Below are 21,117 nucleotides of genomic sequence, written 5' to 3' on the forward strand. Positions count from 1 at the left end.
ATCGCTCGATGGCGGCGGGCGCTCAGGCGCGGTGCCGCCGCTCGCGGCCGAGCCCGACATTGAACGTGTCGCCAAAGTCCTGCGCGGGCATCGGCACGCCAAACAGATACCCCTGCCCCTCGTCGCAGCCAAGGCGGTGCAGTTGGTCACGTTGTTGCACCGTTTCCACTCCCTCGGCGATCGTGCGCAAATCGAAGCTGCGCGTCATCTCGACGAGTGCGCGCACGACCGAAGCGTCGCGCGCCGAGTCCATCATGCCCTGTACGAACGAACGGTCGAGCTTGATGCGACTGAGCGGATAGCGCCTGAGCTGGCTGATCGACGCATAGCCAGTGCCGAAGTCGTCGAACGCAATCCCCACGCCCTGCTCGCGCAGGCGTCGCAAGGCATCGAGCACGACATCGTCGTCAAGCACGATACCCTCGGTCACTTCGAGTTCGAGCGCATGCGGCGGCAACCCGTGCCGCGCGATGGCGGCCATCACATCGTCCACGATGTCGCCTACGCGGAATTGCAAGCCGAACAGATTCACGCCCATGCGGAAATGCGGCGCACCGTTGCGACGCCAGAACGCCGCCTGCGCACAGGCCTCGTCGATCACCCATGCCCCCACGGTCGCTGCGAGCGGCCCGCGTTCGAGCGCGGGCAGAAACGCTGCAGGCGAAAGCAACCCGCGCTGCGGATGCCGCCAGCGAATCAGCGCCTCGGCGCCGGTGAGCGAGCCGTCGTTCAGATCCATCTGCGGCTGGTAGAACAGCACGAATTCACCATCGCTCACCGCGCGATGCAGTTCGATGTTGTAGACGCGGCGCTCCACCGCTTCGGTACGCAGGGCATCGACGAACACGAACGCCTGGCTCGGGCCGTGACGCTTGGCGCGAGACAGCGCCAGATTCGCATTGCTGATAAGGCTGAGCGCTTCCTGGGCATGCAGCGGCGTGACGGCAATGCCGCAGCACGCCGTCACACGCACGGCAAAGCCGTCGATGAGCATCGGCTCCGCAATGGCGGCAAGGGCGACGTCGGCCAGTCGGCGCGCGTCGGCGGCCGTGCTCACGCCGGGCAGCAGCAGCGCGAATTCGTCGGCGCCCACGCGCGCGATCGTGTCGACCTGTCGCGCCGCGGCTGCGAGCCGGCGCGAAACCTCGCACAGAATACCGTCGCCCACCGCGTGGCCGAGGGTGTCGTTGACGTCCTTGAAACCGTCGAGATCCAGAATCACGACCGCCGCACCGTTCAGACAGACCGACGCCCCTTCCGCTTCACGATAGAAGCGTGCGCGATTCGCCACGCCCGTGAGGGCGTCGGTGTTGGCCAGCCGCGTTTCGGCTTCCGTCTCATCGCGCACCACGCCCAGATCATGGACGTGTGCATTGAATGTCGGCACACCGTTTTCGCGCCAGCAGAACAGCGCGACGCTCATCGGAAAGACGGTGCCGTCCTTACGCAGCCCGAGCAGATCGCTCGGCATGGTCATGCCGTCCACCGTGCCGGCGAGAATGGCCTGCTCGAAATGACTGTAGAGCGGCGCGCGACTTCGCTCCGAGACAAGGGACAGCACAGCGCGCCCCCGACCCTCGGTCAGGTCGTAGCCGTAGAGCGACGCCGCCGCCTGATTCCAGTCGAGGATTTCCCCGGTCGCACCGAAGCGGATCATCGCCGTGGGCGAGCATCGCTCCGGCTCGGCGAATGTATGGCGATCGCGCTCGATGAAGAGCTCGACGCGTCGCAACTCGAGCCGGTCCGTCGCCATCTTCGCGAGTTCGCGCAGGCGCTCGCAATCCATATCGGAAAAGTGGTGATTGGGTTGCGTGTCGATGATGCAGATGGCGCCGAGCGCATGTCCGCCCACCGACAACAGCGGCACGCCCGCGTAGAAGCGCACGTTCGTCGCGCCCGTGACGAGCGGGTTGTCGTGGAAGCGTTCATCGGCCTGTGCGTCGGGCACGACCATCACGTCGCCATCGAGAATGGCGTGGGCGCAAAAGGAGGCGTCGCGACTCATGTCAACGCCTTGCGTGGTGAAGCCTGTCGCGGCGGCGAAAAACACTTGATCGTCGCCCACCATGTTCACGGCTGCGACCGGAACATGGAACATGCGCGCAGCGATTTGCACGACGGCATCGAGACTCGGCAGTGCACGGTCACTTCCCAGACCGTATTCCGCCAGCGCGGCCAGCCTCTCGGTTTCCATCGGCGATACAGGGGGACACTTCATCGTCGGTCTCCTCGCCTGAAAGCGGATTTATCGTCATTTTCCGGACGTTTTTAATCGCAGGCATAAACCCTTGGACCCCAGGTTCAAGGTCACGATGCCTATCGCTTTAAAGACATTCCCGATGCTCGACCATCCCCGAAGCATCAGCGTCCGATTTTTCGAATTATAAAAGAAAGACGATTTCTTACGTTTTCCAGATCAACGGACTTTCAAACCTGAGGCCCGATACGGTTTCCCCGGCAGCAATCGGCCGATGCACGAACGGTGGCGCGGCCCGGCGCCGTCGCGCACGGGCCTTCAGCACATTTTCAAGCTCTCGTTTGAAATGTTCTTTAAGTCGCTTGTGCCGGCCGGCATCCGCTTTCACCGCCGATTTCCGCCAATGCCGGCCTATTCGAGCCTATTCCGGCCTATTCCGGCCGGCGCCGGAACGCCCACCATCCCGCCGCTGCCGTACCGGTGGCCACAAGCGCGACCAGCACCCAGAAGCCGTGCGGATGATCCGCAAGCGGAATGCCGCCCACGTTCATGCCGAAGAACCCCGCCACGATGTTGATCGGCAACGCCAGCACGGTGACGACCGTGAGCGTGTAGATGGTGCGGTCCGTACGCTCGCTGACCATCGCTGCGATCTCCTCCTGCAGCAGCTTGATGCGTTCGAGCAACGCGGAGAGATCGTTGAGCACCACGGCGAATTCCTCGGTCGCCTGTCGGAACTCCTGCACGTCGTCGGCATGCCCCCAGATGGGCGGACGGCTGAGTAGCCGGAACAGTGCCGCCGGCTCCGGTGCCAACAGCCGCTGCAGGCGCACGAGCACGCGCCGCAACGAACCGAGATCGGCGCGATTGCTCTCGATGCGTTGCTGCAGCAGGCGATCCTCGACGGTGTCCACCCGGCGGCTGGTCTCGCGCACGATGCGTTCGAGCACATCCGCCTGATCGCGCAGCAGATGCACGAGCAACGCCAGCGGCGAGCGGAATGCGTCACCGCGCTTGACCGATGCGCGCAGCTTGTCGATCGAGCGAAGCGGCTTCACGCGTCCGGTCACGAGCAGGCGGGCGTTGGCAGCGACACGCAGCGTGGAAATCTCGGACTGCGCAATGTCGAAGGCGAAGATCACATCGTTTATCACCGCGAGCAGCCAATCGTCGGAGTGTTCGATGCGGGTGGAGCGAGAGCCTTCGCTCAGGCTCTCGTAGAACTCTTCGGGTAACGCCAGATGCTGCTGCAACCACTTCTCGCACGCGGCGTGGGCGAAGTTGAAATGCAGCCACAGAAAGCCGTCTGCACGCGCGCCTTGCGCCAACCATGCCAGCGCGTCACCGGAATCGATCGGCTCGGGCGGCGCGCCGTCGACGAAGCGATAGCCATAGATCAGGCCGGCCTGATCGCAGCCGTAAGCGTTGTGAACCAGGTCAGCGAACATGCGCGCGGTGTGTGTGCGAACGTGGGGGAGAACGGGCGCCGCACCGTCAAATGGCGGTGGGACTTGCCATCATGACAATGTCATATTTCATTTATGTGACAGTCGTGCGCGCCCTTCGCGGGCCGTGCACCGAGCGCTTCCGCCCGCCGGACGGGGCGTCGCCGGGAAACGACTCGAATTGGCAAGCGCGATAGCCATGCGCGTGTCATAAAATCGTCGCATACTCGAATTCACTTACGGGCGCGCAGTCCCCGCGACGATTTCTCGCGACATTGCGCAACGTATCTGCCCGCCGCCACCCTCGCTGCACGGGTGCCCTTGAAGCTTTCTGGCTCGCAAGAGATCGTCGCCATGACCAAATTCGATTCCGATTCCGACGCCGACCACAACGCCATGCTCACGCGTCGTCTTCAAGATGACCTGATCGACAGCTACGACGAAGAGATCGAGATGGAGATCGACGACCTTCGCCTGCCCGGCCTGAACGATCTGACCGACGCCGCACGCGGCGACCGTCTGCACTACTTCCGTGAGCTGTTCCGCCTTCAGGGCGAACTCGTGAAGTTGCAGGACTGGGTGATCCGCAGCCGTCACCGGCTCGTCGTGATCTTCGAAGGGCGCGACGCGGCCGGCAAGGGCGGCGCGATCAAGCGCATCACGCAGCGTCTGAACCCTCGCGTCTGTCGTGTGGCGGCACTGCCCGCCCCCAACGATCGCGAGCGCACGCAGTGGTATTTCCAGCGCTACGTGCAGCATCTGCCCGCCGCCGGCGAGATCGTGCTGTTCGACCGCAGCTGGTACAACCGCGCGGGCGTGGAGCATGTGATGGGTTTTTGTACCGACGCCGAGTACGAGGAGTTCTTCCGCTCGGTGCCGGAGTTCGAGAAGATGCTCGTGCGCAGCGGCATCCAGATCGTCAAATACTGGTTCTCGATCTCGGACGAGGAACAGGAAGCACGCTTCATGGCGCGGATTCAGGATCCGCTCAAGCAGTGGAAGCTCAGCCCGATGGATCTCGAGAGCCGCACGCGCTGGGAGAAGTACACGGTCGCCAAGGAAGTGATGCTCGAGCGCACCCACATTCCCGAAGCGCCGTGGTGGGTGGTGCAGGCGGACGACAAGAAGCGCGCACGCCTGAACTGCATTCACCACCTGCTCGCACAGGTGCCGTATCACGACGTGGAGCGCTCGCCGGTCGTGCTGCCCGAGCGTGCGCGCAGCGACGATTACATGCGTCACCCGGTGCCGGACGCCATCATCGTGCCGGAGATCTACTAAGCCGGTCTCGCCATGTCGATGGCTCGGGTCGCCGACTTCGCGTCCGGCGATCAGGCCTGAGCCATCGAGATACTCGCTACGCCCGCCGCTCCCAGCGCGGGCGTGAGCGGCAAGTGCAAGGTGACCCGCAGACCGCCGCCCGGCGATTTGTCGAGCCGCACGTTGCCACCGAGGCCTTCGACAAGCCGGGCGACAAGCGCCAAGCCAAGGCCGCAATGGCCTTCGCCACCGCGCGAAGCGTCGAGCCGCACGAACGGACGCATCGCCAGCGCCACCTGATCCTCGGCGATGCCTGCACCGCAATCACTCACCTCGATCACACCCACCGCGCCTTCGCGCCATGTTGCAAGCCGCACGGGCGGCTCACCGTGTTCCAGCGCGTTGTCCACGAGGTTCGACATCACGCGATCGAGCAGCGTGCGCGGCAGCATGAACTCGGGACCTGCGCGAAGGTGGCTGACGAACAAGGCAGCGTCGTCGCCGGCAGGCGTGGCCTTTGCGTCCGACGATGGCGAGGTGTCGGCCTCGTCCTCCGCCGGAAATTGCACCCGCAGGAAATCGTCGACGACCACGAGCGGGCTCGTATCGGCCTCGTCGCGCGCATAGGCGAGAAACTGCTGGACGATGTGATCGATGGACTTGATGTCGCGCACGAATCCGTCGCGCGAGGCGTCGCTGTCGATCAGGTCGGCACGCAGACGCAAACGTGTGAGCGGCGACTTCAGATCATGGGCAATGCCCGCGAGCATGATGGCCTGATTGTCTTCGGCTTCCGCCAGGCGCTTGGCCATGTCGTTGAACGCATGCGCCAGATCGCGCAATTCGTGCGGCCCCTGCTCCGGGAGCAATGCCGGACGGCGTCCGCGCGCGATCACGCGAGCCGCGTGCGCCACGCGCGCAATGGGGCGCTGCATTTGCCAGGCCACGAGCACGGCGAGCAGCACCGCACCGAGCAGAATGCCGAATGTCTCGCGCACGAACGGCGGCATCGGCGGCAGGTCGAGCCCGATCACGATCCACTCGGTATGATTCGGCAGCAACACCCACAGATTGCCGCGCTTGCGCTCGTTCACCATGTGCAGTTGCGTGCCGGGCGGAAGGCGCGAGAGCAGTTGGGTACGCAGTCGCGTCGCACGCTCGTCGTTCACTTCGTCAGTGAACGCCGGCGCCTCGGCGACGGGCACGCGGCGGAGCCCGTGCGGCGGCACCAGACTGTCCGGCGTCACCGCATGCTGATCGACGCTCTGAATGGCGATAAGCAGGCCACGCGCGAAGCCGTCGACCTGCTGGCGCGGGCGCTGATAGAACACCAGCGCACTCCACACCAGATGCATGACCAGCAAGACGGCAATGCCCAGCCATGCCATGCGCGCGAACAACGAGTCGCGCAGCAACCAACGCAAGTTCACGCAGCCGACTCCCGCCATCCGCGCGCAGAGCGCTTGGTCGTCGCCGCGGTTGCGGGTGAGGCCAGCGCGGCAACGTCGTCGTCGCCGTCGATGCTGCCACCGCCAGAGCGCTCGCGAACGTCGGAGGTCGCATCCTCCGACAACTCACCGCCCGGCACGAACACATAGCCCTTGCCGCGAATCGTCTGGATGTAACGCGGCTCCGACGGATCGGTTTCGATGAGGCGGCGCAGGCGCCACACCGGCACGTCCAGGCTACGGTCGCGGAAGGTGATGCCGTCGCCGTACAGCATGGCGTGCAGCTTCACGCGCGGCAGCACCTGCATCGGATGCTGCGTAAACGCCTTGAGCATCGCAAATTCGGTATCGCGCAGGGGCAACCGTTCCCCCTCGCGCTGCAACGTGCGCAGCGAGTAATCGAGCTCGAACGGGCCGAAGCGATACGGCGCACGCGCATCGGGCGCGCTCGCCGCCACCGGGCCACGACGACGCAGCACGGCATGAATACGGGCGAGCAGCTCGCGCGGATCGAATGGCTTGGCCAGATAGTCGTCGGCGCCCAGCTCCAGCCCGAGCGCCCGGTCGAGCGGGCCACCACGGGCGGACAGCATGATGACCGGAATGTCTTCACCCGCCGCGCGCAGATCCTGCAACGCCCGCAGGCCGTCACGCTCCGGCATCATGATGTCGAGCAGAATGACCGACGGGCGCTCGAGTTCCAGCCGGCGCATCAGCGACGCACCGTTGTGAAGCACCGAGACCTGCATGCCGTTGGCATGCAGCAATTCGCGCAGCAGGTCGCGAACGACGGGATCGTCATCGACCAGAAGAACATGCAGACTCATGAATTTCTCTCGGTAATTTAAGTTCGGCGCGAAGCGCCTGCGCCCTGCGACAGCGTCACGGCGCTGTCCTGCGTCACGGCGGGCGTTTGCGGCGTACTGGAAAGCGCTCGCAACGCGTTGGAAAATCGATCCGGCGACGACGACGCACGATGCGTGCCGACCGTCGAGGCCGATCCCTGGCCCGGCAAACGCCAGGCCCGATGCAGCGCCGCACTCGGCGCGCCTATACCCATGGACATGATTTGTGCTCCCTCGGTGTCGAGATGCACCGCAGTTTGCTCGCCTGTCCGATGCGGCGTTGGCCGAAGCATCCAATAGAATCGTGTCCAATCCTTATTTCAGAAAGGATTGGTAAGGTGCGCAGAGTGCTTGCAAGACCACCTCAACCGGTCGAAAATCGAAAAATCGCAAATATCAGCGACGTTATCCGATATAGCGCGCAATTATAGCCACTTTGCCGAACCTTCGCCGAAGCCAACCCGTTGTCCGCATCGCCCGCCCGGGGCATGGGAGGCAGCATGTGCCAAGCAATCTTCACATTGTGCAGCCGCGCGGCCACGCTCGCGGCAATGGGCCTTGCGCTGACCGGTAGCGTTCGGGCGGCGCCGCCGCCCTTGTCCGGCGGGCCGCCCGCAGCTTCGGCGCCAGCGGCCGGTGCGACGACGCGCGTCGATCTGCAGAACTTCGGCCGCGATCCGTTTCTCCACATTTCCCGGGCCATTCCCGACTGTCCGGTGCCGCTTGGCCCGTTCATGCGCGAATCGGACTGGCTCGCCGACGCCCATCACCGCATCGAAAAAGGCAATCACTGCTGGCTGGAAGGACGCTGCCGCCTGTCGAACAGCTATCGCTACGACGCCGAGATCGCCGAATCCGCGCAGCGGCGACTGAGCACGATAGCGGCCGAGATTCCCTGGGCGGCGCAGACGTCGCTCTGGCTCACCTTCCAGCGTCGCATCATTGTCGTGCAGGGCTGCGTGGTGCCCGGCTTCCCGGTGGCGAGATTCGTCAAGGCGCTGGCCGAGACGGCCGATGTGGAGGCCGTTGTCGATCAGATCGTCGTGCGCCGACCGGGGGCACCCATGCCACGCCTGACGTATCCCACGCCCGATCACCCCGAACTGCCTGCGGGCGCTCGCCCGCTGCCGTGAGGCGTCCCTGCATTTCCGGGAGGCGCCCGCCCGGTCAACTCTGTTCACAAAGTCCCAACAACTGAAAACAGTTTGCGCAGCCCCCTTTGATTAGGATCGCCAATAGCTTCCGCATCTCGTGGCAGCGATTGGCCTTTTCCTGATCGATGACGCTTTTCTCCACGTTTCCCGCTGTCTCCGCGTTTCGTCTGACTCGCCGTCGCAAACTTGGCGCTGCAGCACTGGCGCTGCTCGTCGGCCTGCTCGTGTGGCAGTGGCCGCGCGCCAAACCGCCCGCCTATCTGAGTGCGAAGGTCACGCGCGGCAATCTCGAAGATGCCGTGCTCGCCACCGGCGTGCTGCAGCCGATCAAGCAGGTGGAGGTCGGCTCGCAGGCCAACGGGCAATTGCGCTCGCTCAAGGTCGTGCTGGGCGACCCGGTCACGAAGGGGCAGTTGCTTGCGGAAATCGATCCGACATCGAGCGAAAACGATCTGCGCGAAGCCACGGCGGGGTTGATCACGCTTTCGCAAGACCGTCGCGCCAAGGCGATCCGGCTCGGGCAGGCCGAACGCGAGTTCGCGCGTCAGCGACAGTTGTCGCGCGACGAGGCAACGTCGCCCCGCGATCTGGAGAAGGCGCGCACCGAGTTCGAAGCGTTGACGGCCGAAGTCGCGTCGCTCGACTCGCAGATCGGTCAGCAGAAGGTGAAGGTCGACAAGGCACGCACGAACCTTTCGTACACGCGCATTACCGCCCCGCTCACCGGTACGGTCACCGCGATCACCACGCAGGAAGGCCAGACGGTCACCGCGATCTATCAGATCCCGACCATCCTGAAGGTCGCCGATCTGTCGCAGATGACGATCCGCGCGCAGGTCTCGGAGGCCGACGTCGTACGCATTCGTGAAGGGCAGCGCGTGTACTTCACGATTCTCGGCGCGCCGGAAACGCGTTACGAAGGCAAGCTGCGCGTCATTCAACCCTCGCCCGAAAAGATCAACAACGCCATCTTCTTCAACGCGTTGTTCGACGTGCCCAATCCGCACGGCGTATTGCGTCCCGACATGACGGCACAGGTGTCGATCGTGCGCGCGCATATTGCGAACGCGCTGACGTTCCCCTCCGTCGCCCTCGGCGAAAAGCGCGCCGACGGCCGCTATCGCGTGCGTGTGCTCGACGGCAAGGGCAACGCACAAGTGCGCTGGGTCAAGGTCGGGCTCGACAACCGGCTCACGGCGCAGGCGCTCGACGGGCTGTTCGAGGGCGAGCGCGTGATCACCGCCGATCCGACCGACGCGCCGCCACCGGGCAGCGCCGACTCGGGGACGCTGCTGTGACGCATCCGCCGGCGGCTCTGCTGCGCCTCACGGGCGTTTCGCGCACCTTCGGCGAAGGCGTGGGCGCGGTCACCGTGCTGCGCGACGTCGAGCTCGAGATCGCCCGCGGCGAGATGGTCGCGATCATGGGGCCGTCCGGTTCGGGCAAATCGACGCTGATGAACGTGCTCGGCTGCCTGGATCGCGCGAGCGCCGGGCACTACCAAATCGAGGGTCGCGACGTAGCCTCGCTCTCCGACGACGCACTCGCGGAACTGCGTCGCGAGCACTTCGGCTTCATCTTCCAGCGCTACCACCTGATGGGTCACCTCACGGCACAGGGCAACGTGGAAGTGCCCGCCGTGTATGCCGGCACACCGAGGGCGCGCCGCTCGGCGCAATCGGCCGCGCTGCTGGATCGCCTCGGACTCGGCCGGCACCTGTCGCATCGGCCGTCGCAGATGTCCGGCGGGCAACAGCAACGCGTGAGTATCGCGCGGGCGCTGATGAACGGCGGCGACATCATCCTCGCCGACGAACCGACCGGCGCACTCGATAGCCACAGCGGTCTCGAGGTCATGCACATCCTGCGCGAGCTGCACGCGCGTGGGCATACGATCATTCTCGTGACGCACGATCCGGGCGTCGCGGCATGGGCGCAGCGCGTCATCGAGATCGCGGACGGACGCATCGTGCGCGACCGGATGAACGAGACGCCGCATGTGCCGACGGGGTCGCATGAGGGCAAATTCGCCGAAACGGTCAATTCCGTCGGATCGTCCGAATCGGCGTCATTCGTCGCCGGGGGAAAACCTGCCACGGCCACGTATGCGCCGGGCACGCCGCAACGTGACGCGGCGTCTTCGTCAGTCGGCGTGACGCCTGCCGTCACGCCTCGCCGTAGCGGGCCGGCCCGCTGGCTGAGCGGTTGGCCGACGTTTTCCGAGAGTCTTTCCATGGCGTGGCACGCGCTGGCCTCGCACCGGCTGCGCACGGGCCTGACGATGCTCGGCATCGTCATCGGCATCACGTCGGTCGTCTCGCTCTCGGCCATCGGCGAAGGCACCAAGCAACGCGTGCTCAACGACATCGGCAACATCGCGCCGAACACGATCACGGTGTTGCGTGGCAAGGACTTCAACGACGACAAGGCCGCCGAGATTCGCACGCTGCTACCGCGCGACGCCGCATTGCTGCGCGCCCAGCCGTACACCGACAGCGTGACGCCGCAAGTCGGCCCGCGCACCACGCGCATGCGCTTCGGGCGTCTCGATACCGACGCGCAGGTTCACGGCGAAGGCGCCGACTTCCTGCGTGCCAACGGCCTGAAGCTCGCCCTCGGGCGCAGCTTCGACGCCACCGAGGTCGAACGTCAGGCGCAGGTCGCGCTGCTCGGCGAGAACACGCTCAGGAAGCTGCTGCCCAACGGCGGCGATCCCATCGGCCAGATCGTGCTCGCAGGCTCGCTGCCGTTGCGGATCATCGGCGTGGTGCGCGATCGCTCATCGATGTTCGTGAGCCGCCAGAACAACGTGTACGTGCCGTGGACGACCGTGGCGAGCCGTCTGGCCGGTCAGCAGCATCTGGAGTCGATCACGGTGCGCATTCTCGACGGTCATCCGCCGTCGGCCGCCGAGGCCGGGATCATTCGCGTGCTCACGCGCGCGCACGGCCAGAAAGACTTCTTCACGTTCAACATGGACACCATCGTGAAGTCGATCTCGCGCACGAGTCAGATGCTCACGCTGCTGCTCTCGTTCGTGGCGCTGATCTCGCTCGTGGTCGGTGGCATCGGCGTGATGAACATCATGCTGGTCTCGGTGACGGAGCGTACCCGGGAGATCGGCATCCGGCGCGCCATCGGCGCACGCCGTCAGGACATTCTCAGACAGTTTCTGATCGAAGCGGTGCTCGTCTGCCTGATGGGCGGCGCCGTGGGCGTGGCACTGTCCTATGCGATCGGCTGGCTCGTGGTGCACGCCGTGCCGCAGGTGTCCGTGGTGTTCTCCGTCAACACCTTCGCTGCCGCGGTCGCGTGTGCCTGCGCCATCGGCGTGATCAGCGGCTGGTGGCCCGCACGCAGCGCCGCACGGCTCGACCCGGTCGACGCCCTGGCGCGCGAATGAACCTGCCCCCCAACCGTCCCGCTGTGCCCCCTCAGGTGCGGGATGGCTTTCATACCCCGCGCGCGATTCGGTGTCGCGCGCGGGGGTCTTTTTGACAGATTCAATGGCCTGCTCCCTTCGCTCCCTTCGCTCTCTTCGCTCTCTTCACCCTCTTGCTTCGCTGCTTTCCTGCTTACTTTCGCGAGCGCGCCCTCGCCGGGTGTCGCCCGTGGCCGGATCGTGCGACATGCGCCACGGTGAGACCGGGACAGCGCGGACATTACCTCCCCGGATTTGCGCGTTGACCGGCATCGCATTGCTCGCCGGTTGCGCGCTGACGCGCACGGAATATGTGCGTCCCGAGCTGCCCGTTCCCGCCGAATTCCGCACGCCCATCGACGGCCCGTCGCCGGGGGTCGCGAGCCCGGCTGCGGCACAAGGCACCGACATCGATCCGTGGTGGCATGCCTTTCGCGAACCGCAACTCGACGCACTGATCGCGCAGGCGCTTGCGGCAAATACCGGGCTCGCCCTCAAGTCGTTGCAAGCCGACAAAGACGCACTGCAGGCGGGTCTCACCGGCGCCAATCGCTGGCCGCAACTCTCCGGCTCGATCAGCGCGTCGAAGTCGCGCGCGCTCGACGGCGGTGTGGCCGCCCTCGCCATCAGCGACAGCATCCAGACGGTATCCGGCGCCAGCTTCGGCATCAGCTACGAGGTCGATCTCTGGCACAAGCTCGCAGCGCAGCGCGACGCCGCCACATGGCAGGCGGCGGCAAGCCAGTGGGACCGGCGTGCCGCGGCACTCTCGCTATCGAGTCAGGTGGCGTCGATCTACTGGCGAGTGGCGTTCCTGAACGAGAACGTGCGCAGCGCGAAGGAAGATCTGGATGCCGCGCAGCGCGCGATGATGCTGGTCGAGGCGCGCCGTCGCGCCGGTGCCGTGTCGGCACTCGACGCGGTGCAGGCGCGGCAGGACCGCGACGCCGTGGCCGGCGCCCTCGCGGATTGGGAGCGCCTGCGCGACATCGCGCGGCACTCACTGGCCGGCGCCCTCGGCCAGCCCGCCCAGACGCGCTTTGCCGAGCGCGAATCGCTCGCGCCCGCGCATCTGCCCGGCATTGCGCCCGGGCTGCCCGCGTCGCTGCTCGCACGGCGCCCCGATCTGGCTGCCGCCGAGACGCGCGTGCGCGCCCGGTTGGCGGATGTCGACGCGACGCGTCTGTCGTTCTATCCGTCGCTCACGCTCAACGGCTCGGCCTCGACGAACAGCGACTCGCTCTCGCGTCTGTTCGCCAACCCCGTGGGCACGCTGGCAGCCACCATCGCCATGCCGTTCCTGCAGGTGCAGACGGCGCGCTTCACCACGGCGCTCGCGCGCAACGATTACGAGCAATCGGTCGCGACGTTTCGCGACACGCTGCTCACGGCACTGAAAGAAGTGGAAGATGCGCTCTCGGCGCGCGAGCGTACGACGTCGCAATACACGTCGCTCGCCAGCGCCGCCACGCTGGCCCAGCAAGCCGCCGACCTCTCCGGCGCACGGTATCGCGCCGGAGACATCGATCTGCAGACCTGGCTCGATGCGCAGCGCCTCGCGCGCGCCGCCCGACGCAGCGCGGCGGCCACCCGGCTCGATCAGATCGACGCCACGCTCTCGCTTGTCAAGGCACTGGGCGGTGCGCTGGAACCCAATCCGTGACGATGAGCATTGTCAACGCCATGGGAAGTGCCTGGCGCTGCGGGCAGTTCAGCCGCGCTGAGCGCCATCACAGGCATGACGCATGCGATGTCGCTTGCGCCGCGTGCGGGTCAGGCGGCCTCGCTCGACGGCGTCGCGCGCGGCAACGTGGCGAGTAGCGCCGCCACGTCCGGATACTGCAATCGATAACCCAGCTCGCGCTTGAGCCGAGTGTTCGCAAGTCGCCGCGATTCGGACATGAACGACAGCAACGTCGGCTCCAGCACACGCATCGCCTCCTCGCGCGATACGCGCGGCGGGCGCGGCATGCCAAGCGCGTCGGCCACCCGATCGAAGTACTCACCCATGCGCCACTCGGTGTCGTCGCTCGCATGCACCACGCGCTGCGCGCGGCCACGCCACATGGCGCGTATCAGGATCGCAGCGAGATCGTCGGCGTGGATATGATTCGTGAAGACGTCGTCGGCGTGCTGCAACGCCGGCGTGCCGCGTTGCAGACGCGCGACCGGCAGACGGTCGGCGGCGTAGATCCCCGGTATGCGCACCAGCGTCGCGCGCCACGGCGCCCGCCAATGCGTGGCGCGACGCCACCCTGCCTGCGTGCCGCCGGCCGTCGGGCCGATGCGCCGTGCGGGGCCCGCCGCCAGTGTCCGGCGCACGTTGTGCGCGTGCGACGACGGTCGACCGAGCCTGCGGATCGTGCGCTCGGCATCGACACGCCGCTGTCCGCGCGGTGAACGCGGCAGCGGTGTGCGGGTCTCATCCACCAGCGCCCCGCCGCAATCGCCATAGACCCCGCTGGTGCTGGCGTAGACGAGCACCCGGCGCGCCGGGCGAGGCAGGGCCCGATGCCCCCCCTCGGGTACAATAACGGGTTTCGGCGGTCGGGCCAGCGCGGCGCGCAATCGGCGTGTGCGCAGGTCCTGTGCGCCGGTACCGGCCACTCCGGCGGGCGGCGCCAGATGCAGCACGCGCGGGGCCAGTCGACCGATGCGATGCAGGCTGCGAGCGTCGTCCAGATTGGCAACGACCGGGACGGCACCCGCCGCACGAAGGGCCGGATGACGGGCGTCGCTGGACGTCACGGCAAAGACGCGAAAGCGCTTGACCAGGGCCGGCAGGGCACGCATGCCGACGTCGCCGCAGCCCACCACCAACAGGCGCGGACGACCGAAGAGTTTCGACGGAATTTTCATTTTTCGGATTGTAGTATGGCTTACAACGTTACCCTCGTGCCGAGCGGGCGCGAGTTCCAGGTCGAAGACGGCGAGGCCGTGCTTTCCGCAGCGCTGCGCCAGGGCATCGGCCTGCCTTACGGCTGCAAGAACGGCGGTTGCGGGTCGTGCAAGGCCAAGCTCGTCGAAGGCACCGTCGAACACGGCGCGCACTCCGCGTCGGCCCTCACCAAGGACGAAGAAACGCGTGGCTTTGCGCTGCTGTGCTGCGCACACGCCAAGGGCGACCTCGTCGTGGAATCGCGCGAGGTCAAGGGCATCGGCGACATTCCGGTCAAGCGCCTGCCCTGCCGCGTGAACGCGCTCGACCGGCGCGCAGACGACGTCATCGTGATGCGTCTGCAATTGCCGGCCAACGAACGCTTCCAATACCTCGCCGGCCAGTACATCGAATTCATCCTGAAGGACGGCAGACGCCGGAGCTATTCGATGGCGACCGCGCCCCATGAAGAAGGCTTCATGGAACTGCATCTGCGCCATATGCCCGGTGGGGTCTTTACCGACCACGTCTTCAACGGCATGAAGGAGCGTGAGATCCTGCGCTTCGAGGGGCCGCTCGGCACCTTCTTCCTGCGCGAAGACTCCGACAAGCCGATCGTGCTGCTCGCGTCGGGCACCGGCTTTGCGCCGATCAAGGCCATCGTCGAGCACGCCGTGCACAAGGGACTCGACCGGCCGATGACGCTCTACTGGGGCGCGCGTCAGTTGAAGGACATCTACATGCGCGATCTGGCCGAACAGTGGGCTCGCGAGATCCCCGGCTTCACGTTCGTGCCGGTGCTCTCCGACGCCGCCCCGGAAGACCAGTGGCAAGGCCGCACGGGTTTCGTGCATCGCGCCGTGGCGGACGATCTGCCGGACCTGTCGGGCTACGAGGTCTACGCCTGCGGCGCCCCGGTGATGGTGGAGTCCGCCCGCCGCGACTTCGTCGCCCATCATCAGTTGCCCGAAGAAGCGTTCTTCGCCGATGCCTTCACCACCGAGGCCGACAACCCGGGCGGCGGACAGTGAGCGGCACGATGTCCGGCGCTCCCGACGCGCACCGCCGCAAAGATGCACGCACGCCACAGTGCGCGCATACCCTTTGACAAGCGCCGCGTGAGCGCCTTATGCTTGCCGACATGAACCTGATTGCCATCGCCTCGATCCGACGTCGCCGTTCGCTGCCCCAACCGGGATGCCGCGCGGCACGCTATCGACTGCGATAACACGCAAGTTCTCAAGCACAGCGAAGCCACGGGCAACCCCCGTGGCTTTTTTTATTCCTTCGTCTCTTTCACCTTCGCTCCCAGGAGACCGTCATGTCGCTTGCCAAGTCGTCCGCCGTCGCTCAGTCCAACCCGCCGAAGTCGGCGCGCAACGCCAAGTTCACCGAGTTCGCCACCGAGGCGCTGCTCCCGATCACCTCGCGCCCCGAACTCGTGTTCACGCACGGCAAGGGGGGCTGGCTCTACGACCACGAAGGCAAGCGATATCTCGACTTTATCCAGGGCTGGGCCGTGAACAGCCTCGGCCATTGTCATCCGGTGATGCGCGACGCGCTCGCCACCCAGGGCGCACTGTTGCTCAACCCGAGCCCCGCTTACTACAACGTGCCGATGATCGAACTGGCCGATCTGCTCGCGCGTCTGTCCGGCCTCGGCAAGGTCTTCTTCGCCAACAGCGGCGCAGAAGCCAACGAGAGCGCCATCAAGCTCGCGCGCAAGTGGGGACAGTTGCATCCGAACGCCGCCGGGAAGGCGCGCTACGAGATCATCACGTTCAAGAACGCCTTCCACGGCCGCACGCTCGCCACCATGTCCGCCAGCGGCAAGCCGGGCTGGGACACGATCTTCGCGCCGCAGGTGCCGGGCTTCCCGAAGGCCGAGTTGAACGACATTGCGTCGGTCGAGGCCCTCATCGGTCCCGACACGGTGGCCGTGATGCTCGAACCGATTCAGGGCGAAGCCGGCGTAGTGCCCGCCACCGACGATTTCATGAAGGCACTGCGCGCCCTCACGAAGGCGCACGGACTGTTGCTGATCGTGGACGAAGTGCAGACAGGCTGCGGTCGCACCGGCACGCTCTTCTCGCATCAGCAAGCGGGTGTGGTGCCCGACATCATGACGCTCGGCAAAGGCATCGGCGGCGGCGTGCCGCTCGCTGCCATGCTGTGCGGCGACGCGTTCGCCGTCTTCCAGCCGGGCGATCAGGGCGGTACCTACAACGGCAATCCGCTGATGTGCGCGGTGGGTCTCGCAGTGATGCGCACGGTCAGCGCCCCGGGCTTCCTCGAATTCGTGCGCGCGCAGGCCGACTATCTGAGCGCCGGATTGCAGCACCTGTCGTCGCGCTACGGCGGTCAGGGCGAACGTGGCGCCGGTCTGCTGCGTGCCCTGATGCTCGGTCGCGACATCGGTCCGCAACTGGTCGAAGCCGCGCGCGAGATGGCGCCGGACGGCCTGCTGCTCAACGCACCGCGCCCGGGCCTGCTGCGCTTCATGCCAGCGCTGAACGTGAGCCGCGAAGAGATCGATCAGATGCTTTCGATGCTCGATACGCTGCTCGCCAGGCACGCCTGACGACACGCCAACGATTGCCACGTCGCCTGCCCGGCCAGCGTCATCGCTTGCCCGGCGGCGCGACGCGTCGAGCCTGACCACCCGCATACCCGAAATTGCACTGGAGACACGTTCCATGAACGACCTGAGCCACGGGCACCCCACACCGCCCGCCGACGCCATCGTCGAGATCTCGTCCGATCCGGCCCGGCTCGATATTGCTTTCATTCACCACGCGCTCTCGACCCAAACGCATTGGGCCAAGGACATTCCGAAAGACACGCTCATGCGCGCCATCTCGAACTCGCTGTGCTTCGGCGCCTACGCGACGCAGGTCGAAGGCGGTCCGTCGCACCAGGTCGGCTTTGCACGCGTGATTACCGATCGCGCCACGTTCGCCTATCTGGCCGACGTGTTCGTCGATCCGTCGATGCGCGGCCTCGGCATCGGCAAGCGCCTCTGTGAGAACGTGCTGGCACACCCCGCCCTGCAGAGCCTGCGGCGCTTCTTGCTCGCCACCACCGACGCGGCGGGACTTTACGCGCGCTACGGCTTCGAGCCGCTCGAGCCCGTGAACAAGATGATGCAGATCCACAGGCCCGACATCTACACCGGCAAACAGGACGCCTCATGATCGCCACCCCTGTCGATATTCACATTCGCACGTTCGACGACGCGGATACCGACGCCGTACTCGCCCTCTGGCGCGACGCCTTTCCGGAATACAACGCCTCGGACAAGCCGCACCGCGAGCCGCGCCGTTCGATCGCCAACAAGGTGGCGATGCGCGACGGGCTGTTCTTCGTCGCCGTGCGCGACCGCAAGATCGCGGGCACGGTGATGGCGGGCTACGACGGCCATCGCGGCTGGGTCTATTCGCTGGCGGTTGCACGCGCGCTGCGCCGTCGCGGCGTGGCGAGCGCCCTGCTCCACCACGCGGAACATGCGCTGACCGAACGCGGCTGCCTCAAGCTCAATCTGCAAGTGCTCACGCAATCGCGCGAAGCGTTGGCGTTCTATACGGCGCACGGCTACGCTGCCGACGATGTCGTGAGTCTCGGCAAGCGTCTGCCGCTCGCGTCGCCGTCGAAGGTCTCGCTGTCGATGTAACGCGCGGCATCGCAAGCGCGTTCGTCAAAAGCAAAGGGCGCCGAAGTTGCCTTCGGCGCCCTTGCTGCCTGGCGAGCCGATCACATCGGCGGGTGCCGATGGATCGTCGTCATGCATTCACTCACGCATTCCCCGGATCATTCCCCAAGATAAGCGGCACGCACCTTCGGATCGTCGAGCATGTCCTTCGCGTCGCCGGTCATGGTGACGAGCCCGCTGTCCATGACATAACCCCGGTGCGCGGCCTGCAGCGCCAGACGCGCGTTCTGCTCCACGAGCAGCACCGTCACGCCTTCACTCGACACCGTACGCACCACTTCGAAGATCTTCTCGACCATGATCGGCGAGAGGCCCATCGACGGCTCATCGAGCAGCAAGAGCTTCGGCTGGCTCATCAGGGCGCGCGCCATCGCGAGCATTTGCTGCTCACCACCCGAGAGCGTGCCCGCGAGCTGATCCTTGCGCTCCTTCAGACGCGGGAAGATGCCGAACATCTTGTCGACGTCCTGCTTGATGCCCGCGTTGTCGTTGCGCAGATAAGCCCCCATCTGCATGTTCTCGAGAATGGTCATGCGCGTGAAGATGCCACGGCCCTCGGGCACCATCGCCAACCCTTGCTTGAGCAGGTCGAACGCCTTCACACCGCGAATCGACTTGCCCAGGTACTCGATGTCGCCATCGGCCCAGGGGAGCAGCCCCGTGATCGCCTTCATCGTGGTCGTCTTGCCAGCGCCGTTCGCGCCGATCAGCGTGACCAGTTCTCCCGGCTGGATGCTCAGGTCGATGCCCTTGACCGCCTTGATCCCGCCGTAAGCGACTTTCAGGCCCTTGATCGTCAACATTGCGCTCATCAATGGCCTCCCGAACCCAGATACGCTTCAATCACCGCAGGATTCTTTTGCACATCCTGGGGCAAACCTTCGGCAATCACCTTGCCGTAATCGAGCACCGTCATGCGGTTGCACAAGCCCATCACCAGCTTCACGTCGTGCTCGATGAGCAGGATCGTCCGGCCGTCGCTGCGGATCTTGTCGAGCAGACCGCGCAACTCGACCTTCTCGGTCGCGTTCATGCCAGCGGCCGGTTCGTCGAGCGCGAGCAGTTTCGGATCGGTCGCCAGCGCACGCGCGATCTCCAGACGGCGCTGGTGGCCGTACGAGAGGTTCGCTGCCGTGTAGTTGGCGTACTTCGCCACGCCCACGTACTCGAGCAGTTCCATCGCGCGGTCGCGAATGGCACGCTCCTCGGCCCGCGCGCCCGGATACCGGACGATGGCACCGATCACGCCCATCTTCGTTCGCACGTGACGGCCGACCATCACGTTCTCGATCACGGTCATGCCGCCGAACAGGCGAATGTTCTGGAACGTGCGGGCAATGCCCGCGCGCGCCACTTCGTGTACGGCGGTCGGCTTGTACGACGTACCGTCGAGTCGGAACTCGCCCGAATCGGGTGTGTAGAGGCCGGTAATCACGTTGAAAAACGTGGTCTTGCCCGCACCGTTCGGGCCGATCAGCCCGTAAATCTGCCCCGGTTTGATCTCCAGGCCCACATCGGTGAGGGCCTGCAGACCGCCGAAGCGCTTGTTCACGCCCTTGACGGACAGAAGAATTTGTTCGCTCATAGTCAGGTCATCTCCCTCGGCTTACAGTGTCCGCTCTTCCGGACGCGGCGACGGCCACAGGCCGGCCGGACGGTACAGCATGATCAGGATCATGGCCAGACCGTATAGCAACTGCCGGATCACTTCGGGATCGACGATAACGCTGCCGAACAGCTTCATCTGCAACGGGCCCATGGTGGAGCGCAGAATCTCGGGGAATGCCGAGAGCAGCACGCCGCCCAGGATCACGCCCGGGATGTGGCCCATGCCGCCGAGCACCACCATCGAGAGCACGACGATCGACTCCCAGAAGGTGAACGACTCGGGCGAGACGAAGCCCTGGAACGCCGAGAACATGCCGCCGGCCACACCGCCGAACGACGCGCCCATCGCAAACGCGAGCAGCTTGATGTTGCGCGTGTTGATGCCCATCGCCTTGGCGGCGATTTCGTCTTCACGAATGGCGACCCAGGCGCGTCCGATGCGCGAGTGCTGCAAGCGCACACAGATGAACGCGATGAGCAACGCCAGGAACACGAACAGGTAGTAGTACATGTACACCGAGCTGACCTGGAGCCCGAAGAACGTGTGCGCCTTCGAGAAATCGAAGCCGAACAGCGACGCGGGCTGGATGCCGGTGATCCCCTTCGGGCCGTTGGTGATGTTCACCGGACGGTCGAGGTTGTTCATGAAGATACGGATGATTTCGCCGAACCCCAGCGTCACGATGGCCAGATAGTCACCGCGAAGGCGCAACGTCGGCGCACCGAGCAAGATGCCGAAGATTGCCGCGACCGCCGCGCCGATCGGAATCGTGAACCACACGGGCACGTGCAGCCCGTTGGGGAACAGATGCGCGATCCATTCGAACTGCGTCGTGAGGTGCGGCGAGCTGAGGAACGCCGTGACGTACGCGCCGACCGCATAGAACGCGATGTAACCCAGATCGAGCAGGCCGGCGAAGCCCACAACGATGTTCAGGCCCAGCGCGAGCATGATGTAGAGCAGCGCGAAATCCAGCACGCGCACCCAGTAGTTGCCGCCGGCATAGCCGACGAGTACCGGCGCGAGAATGGCGGCGATGAGGAAGAACGCGAGGCCGCGATAGGCCTTGCGCGTGGCGGCGGCGGCAGAAATCTGCGTCGTGCCGCCGTTGGTGGACGTTTGTACGGGTTGATTCATGATGTCGAGCCTCT

18 protein-coding genes are annotated in these 21,117 nt (G+C 65.6%); 9 read left to right on the forward strand and 9 right to left on the reverse strand.

What is annotated here, in order from left to right; genetic code table 11:
• Nucleotides 1-22 precede the first annotated feature (22 nt).
• Both ABWO90_RS11200 and ABWO90_RS11205 read right to left on the reverse strand, forming a co-directional pair.
• Entirely contained in the window at nt 23-2,218 is a 2,196-nt protein-coding gene (locus tag ABWO90_RS11200; protein WP_353191300.1) for a putative bifunctional diguanylate cyclase/phosphodiesterase, read from the reverse strand.
• Nucleotides 2,219-2,628: 410 nt separating this feature from the next.
• Complete coding sequence (locus ABWO90_RS11205) at nt 2,629-3,645, reverse strand: transporter (protein WP_353191301.1); 1,017 nt, start codon at nt 3,643-3,645, stop codon at nt 2,629-2,631.
• 351 nt (nt 3,646-3,996) lie between these two features.
• Between ABWO90_RS11205 and ppk2 the strand changes: the two genes are divergently transcribed.
• Nucleotides 3,997-4,923: a polyphosphate kinase 2 gene (ppk2, locus tag ABWO90_RS11210; RefSeq protein ID WP_353191302.1), complete on the forward strand. Its 927-nt coding sequence runs from the start codon at nt 3,997-3,999 to the stop codon at nt 4,921-4,923.
• Between the two features lie 50 nt (nt 4,924-4,973).
• On the opposite strand, the gene ABWO90_RS11215 is transcribed toward ppk2, so the two are convergent.
• The 3 genes from ABWO90_RS11215 to ABWO90_RS11225 are packed head-to-tail and all read right to left on the reverse strand — an operon-like array spanning nt 4,974 to nt 7,416.
• Complete coding sequence (locus ABWO90_RS11215) at nt 4,974-6,332, reverse strand: ATP-binding protein (protein ID WP_353191303.1); 1,359 nt, start codon at nt 6,330-6,332, stop codon at nt 4,974-4,976.
• Nucleotides 6,329-7,177: a response regulator gene (locus ABWO90_RS11220; protein WP_353191304.1), complete on the reverse strand. Its 849-nt coding sequence runs from the start codon at nt 7,175-7,177 to the stop codon at nt 6,329-6,331. The genes ABWO90_RS11215 and ABWO90_RS11220 overlap by 4 nt, the downstream gene beginning before the upstream one ends.
• A 17-nt stretch (nt 7,178-7,194) precedes the next feature.
• The gene (locus ABWO90_RS11225; protein ID WP_353191305.1) at nt 7,195-7,416 is read right to left on the reverse strand and encodes a hypothetical protein; all 222 of its coding nucleotides are present in this window, start codon (nt 7,414-7,416) and stop codon (nt 7,195-7,197) included.
• Between the two features lie 279 nt (nt 7,417-7,695).
• Here ABWO90_RS11225 and ABWO90_RS11230 point away from each other — a divergent pair, with 279 nt between their 5' ends.
• From ABWO90_RS11230 to ABWO90_RS11245, 4 genes are all read left to right on the forward strand, one after another.
• Nucleotides 7,696-8,328, forward strand: a complete 633-nt coding sequence (locus ABWO90_RS11230) for a hypothetical protein (RefSeq protein WP_353191306.1) — start codon at nt 7,696-7,698, stop codon at nt 8,326-8,328.
• Between the two features lie 146 nt (nt 8,329-8,474).
• On the forward strand, nt 8,475-9,647 hold the full coding sequence (gene macA, locus ABWO90_RS11235; RefSeq protein ID WP_353191307.1) for a macrolide transporter subunit MacA: 1,173 nt from the start codon (nt 8,475-8,477) through the stop codon (nt 9,645-9,647).
• Nucleotides 9,644-11,752, forward strand: a complete 2,109-nt coding sequence (locus ABWO90_RS11240) for a MacB family efflux pump subunit (protein ID WP_353191308.1) — start codon at nt 9,644-9,646, stop codon at nt 11,750-11,752. Before macA ends, ABWO90_RS11240 begins: the two co-directional genes overlap by 4 nt.
• A 280-nt stretch (nt 11,753-12,032) precedes the next feature.
• On the forward strand, nt 12,033-13,433 hold the full coding sequence (locus tag ABWO90_RS11245) for an efflux transporter outer membrane subunit (RefSeq protein ID WP_353191309.1): 1,401 nt from the start codon (nt 12,033-12,035) through the stop codon (nt 13,431-13,433).
• Nucleotides 13,434-13,543: 110 nt separating this feature from the next.
• On the opposite strand, the gene ABWO90_RS11250 is transcribed toward ABWO90_RS11245, so the two are convergent.
• Entirely contained in the window at nt 13,544-14,629 is a 1,086-nt protein-coding gene (locus tag ABWO90_RS11250) for a Rossmann-fold NAD(P)-binding domain-containing protein (RefSeq protein ID WP_353191310.1), read from the reverse strand.
• 15 nt (nt 14,630-14,644) lie between these two features.
• On the opposite strand from ABWO90_RS11250, the gene ABWO90_RS11255 reads away from it, so the two are divergent.
• From ABWO90_RS11255 to ABWO90_RS11270, 4 genes are all read left to right on the forward strand, one after another.
• On the forward strand, nt 14,645-15,679 hold the full coding sequence (locus ABWO90_RS11255) for a CDP-6-deoxy-delta-3,4-glucoseen reductase (RefSeq protein WP_353191311.1): 1,035 nt from the start codon (nt 14,645-14,647) through the stop codon (nt 15,677-15,679).
• Between the two features lie 290 nt (nt 15,680-15,969).
• Nucleotides 15,970-17,229, forward strand: coding sequence for an acetylornithine transaminase (locus ABWO90_RS11260; protein ID WP_353191312.1), 1,260 nt, complete (start codon nt 15,970-15,972; stop codon nt 17,227-17,229).
• A gap of 115 nt (nt 17,230-17,344) precedes the next feature.
• A complete protein-coding gene (locus ABWO90_RS11265) occupies nt 17,345-17,842 on the forward strand; it encodes a GNAT family N-acetyltransferase (protein WP_353191313.1) in 498 nt (165 codons plus the stop codon).
• Nucleotides 17,839-18,318, forward strand: coding sequence for a GNAT family acetyltransferase (locus ABWO90_RS11270; protein ID WP_353191314.1), 480 nt, complete (start codon nt 17,839-17,841; stop codon nt 18,316-18,318). Before ABWO90_RS11265 ends, ABWO90_RS11270 begins: the two co-directional genes overlap by 4 nt.
• A gap of 137 nt (nt 18,319-18,455) precedes the next feature.
• Here ABWO90_RS11270 and ABWO90_RS11275 read toward each other — a convergent pair whose 3' ends face one another.
• The 3 genes from ABWO90_RS11275 to ABWO90_RS11285 are packed head-to-tail and all read right to left on the reverse strand — an operon-like array spanning nt 18,456 to nt 21,103.
• Nucleotides 18,456-19,169, reverse strand: coding sequence for an ABC transporter ATP-binding protein (locus ABWO90_RS11275; protein ID WP_353191315.1), 714 nt, complete (start codon nt 19,167-19,169; stop codon nt 18,456-18,458).
• Nucleotides 19,169-19,942: an ABC transporter ATP-binding protein gene (locus ABWO90_RS11280; RefSeq protein WP_353191316.1), complete on the reverse strand. Its 774-nt coding sequence runs from the start codon at nt 19,940-19,942 to the stop codon at nt 19,169-19,171. The genes ABWO90_RS11275 and ABWO90_RS11280 overlap by 1 nt, the downstream gene beginning before the upstream one ends.
• Nucleotides 19,943-19,963: 21 nt before the next feature.
• Nucleotides 19,964-21,103, reverse strand: coding sequence for an ABC transporter permease subunit (locus ABWO90_RS11285; RefSeq protein ID WP_502922594.1), 1,140 nt, complete (start codon nt 21,101-21,103; stop codon nt 19,964-19,966).
• Nucleotides 21,104-21,117 lie beyond the last annotated feature (14 nt).

Source organism: Pandoraea pnomenusa (genome assembly GCF_040391475.1).
GTDB classification, from domain to species: Bacteria; Pseudomonadota; Gammaproteobacteria; order Burkholderiales; family Burkholderiaceae; genus Pandoraea; species Pandoraea pnomenusa_C.

Coding starts and splice junctions, on each gene's coding strand:
- ABWO90_RS11200 (WP_353191300.1), bottom strand. CDS start 2,218: ATGAAGTGTCCCCCTGTATCGCCGATGGAAACCGAGAGGCTGGCCGCG.
- ABWO90_RS11205 (WP_353191301.1), bottom strand. CDS start 3,645: ATGTTCGCTGACCTGGTTCACAACGCTTACGGCTGCGATCAGGCCGGC.
- ppk2 (WP_353191302.1), top strand. CDS start 3,997: ATGACCAAATTCGATTCCGATTCCGACGCCGACCACAACGCCATGCTC.
- ABWO90_RS11220 (WP_353191304.1), bottom strand. CDS start 7,177: ATGAGTCTGCATGTTCTTCTGGTCGATGACGATCCCGTCGTTCGCGAC.
- ABWO90_RS11225 (WP_353191305.1), bottom strand. CDS start 7,416: ATGTCCATGGGTATAGGCGCGCCGAGTGCGGCGCTGCATCGGGCCTGG.
- ABWO90_RS11230 (WP_353191306.1), top strand. CDS start 7,696: ATGTGCCAAGCAATCTTCACATTGTGCAGCCGCGCGGCCACGCTCGCG.
- macA (WP_353191307.1), top strand. CDS start 8,475: ATGACGCTTTTCTCCACGTTTCCCGCTGTCTCCGCGTTTCGTCTGACT.
- ABWO90_RS11250 (WP_353191310.1), bottom strand. CDS start 14,629: ATGAAAATTCCGTCGAAACTCTTCGGTCGTCCGCGCCTGTTGGTGGTG.
- ABWO90_RS11255 (WP_353191311.1), top strand. CDS start 14,645: ATGGCTTACAACGTTACCCTCGTGCCGAGCGGGCGCGAGTTCCAGGTC.
- ABWO90_RS11260 (WP_353191312.1), top strand. CDS start 15,970: ATGTCGCTTGCCAAGTCGTCCGCCGTCGCTCAGTCCAACCCGCCGAAG.
- ABWO90_RS11265 (WP_353191313.1), top strand. CDS start 17,345: ATGAACGACCTGAGCCACGGGCACCCCACACCGCCCGCCGACGCCATC.
- ABWO90_RS11270 (WP_353191314.1), top strand. CDS start 17,839: ATGATCGCCACCCCTGTCGATATTCACATTCGCACGTTCGACGACGCG.
- ABWO90_RS11275 (WP_353191315.1), bottom strand. CDS start 19,169: ATGAGCGCAATGTTGACGATCAAGGGCCTGAAAGTCGCTTACGGCGGG.
- ABWO90_RS11280 (WP_353191316.1), bottom strand. CDS start 19,942: ATGAGCGAACAAATTCTTCTGTCCGTCAAGGGCGTGAACAAGCGCTTC.
- ABWO90_RS11285 (WP_502922594.1), bottom strand. CDS start 21,103: ATGAATCAACCCGTACAAACGTCCACCAACGGCGGCACGACGCAGATT.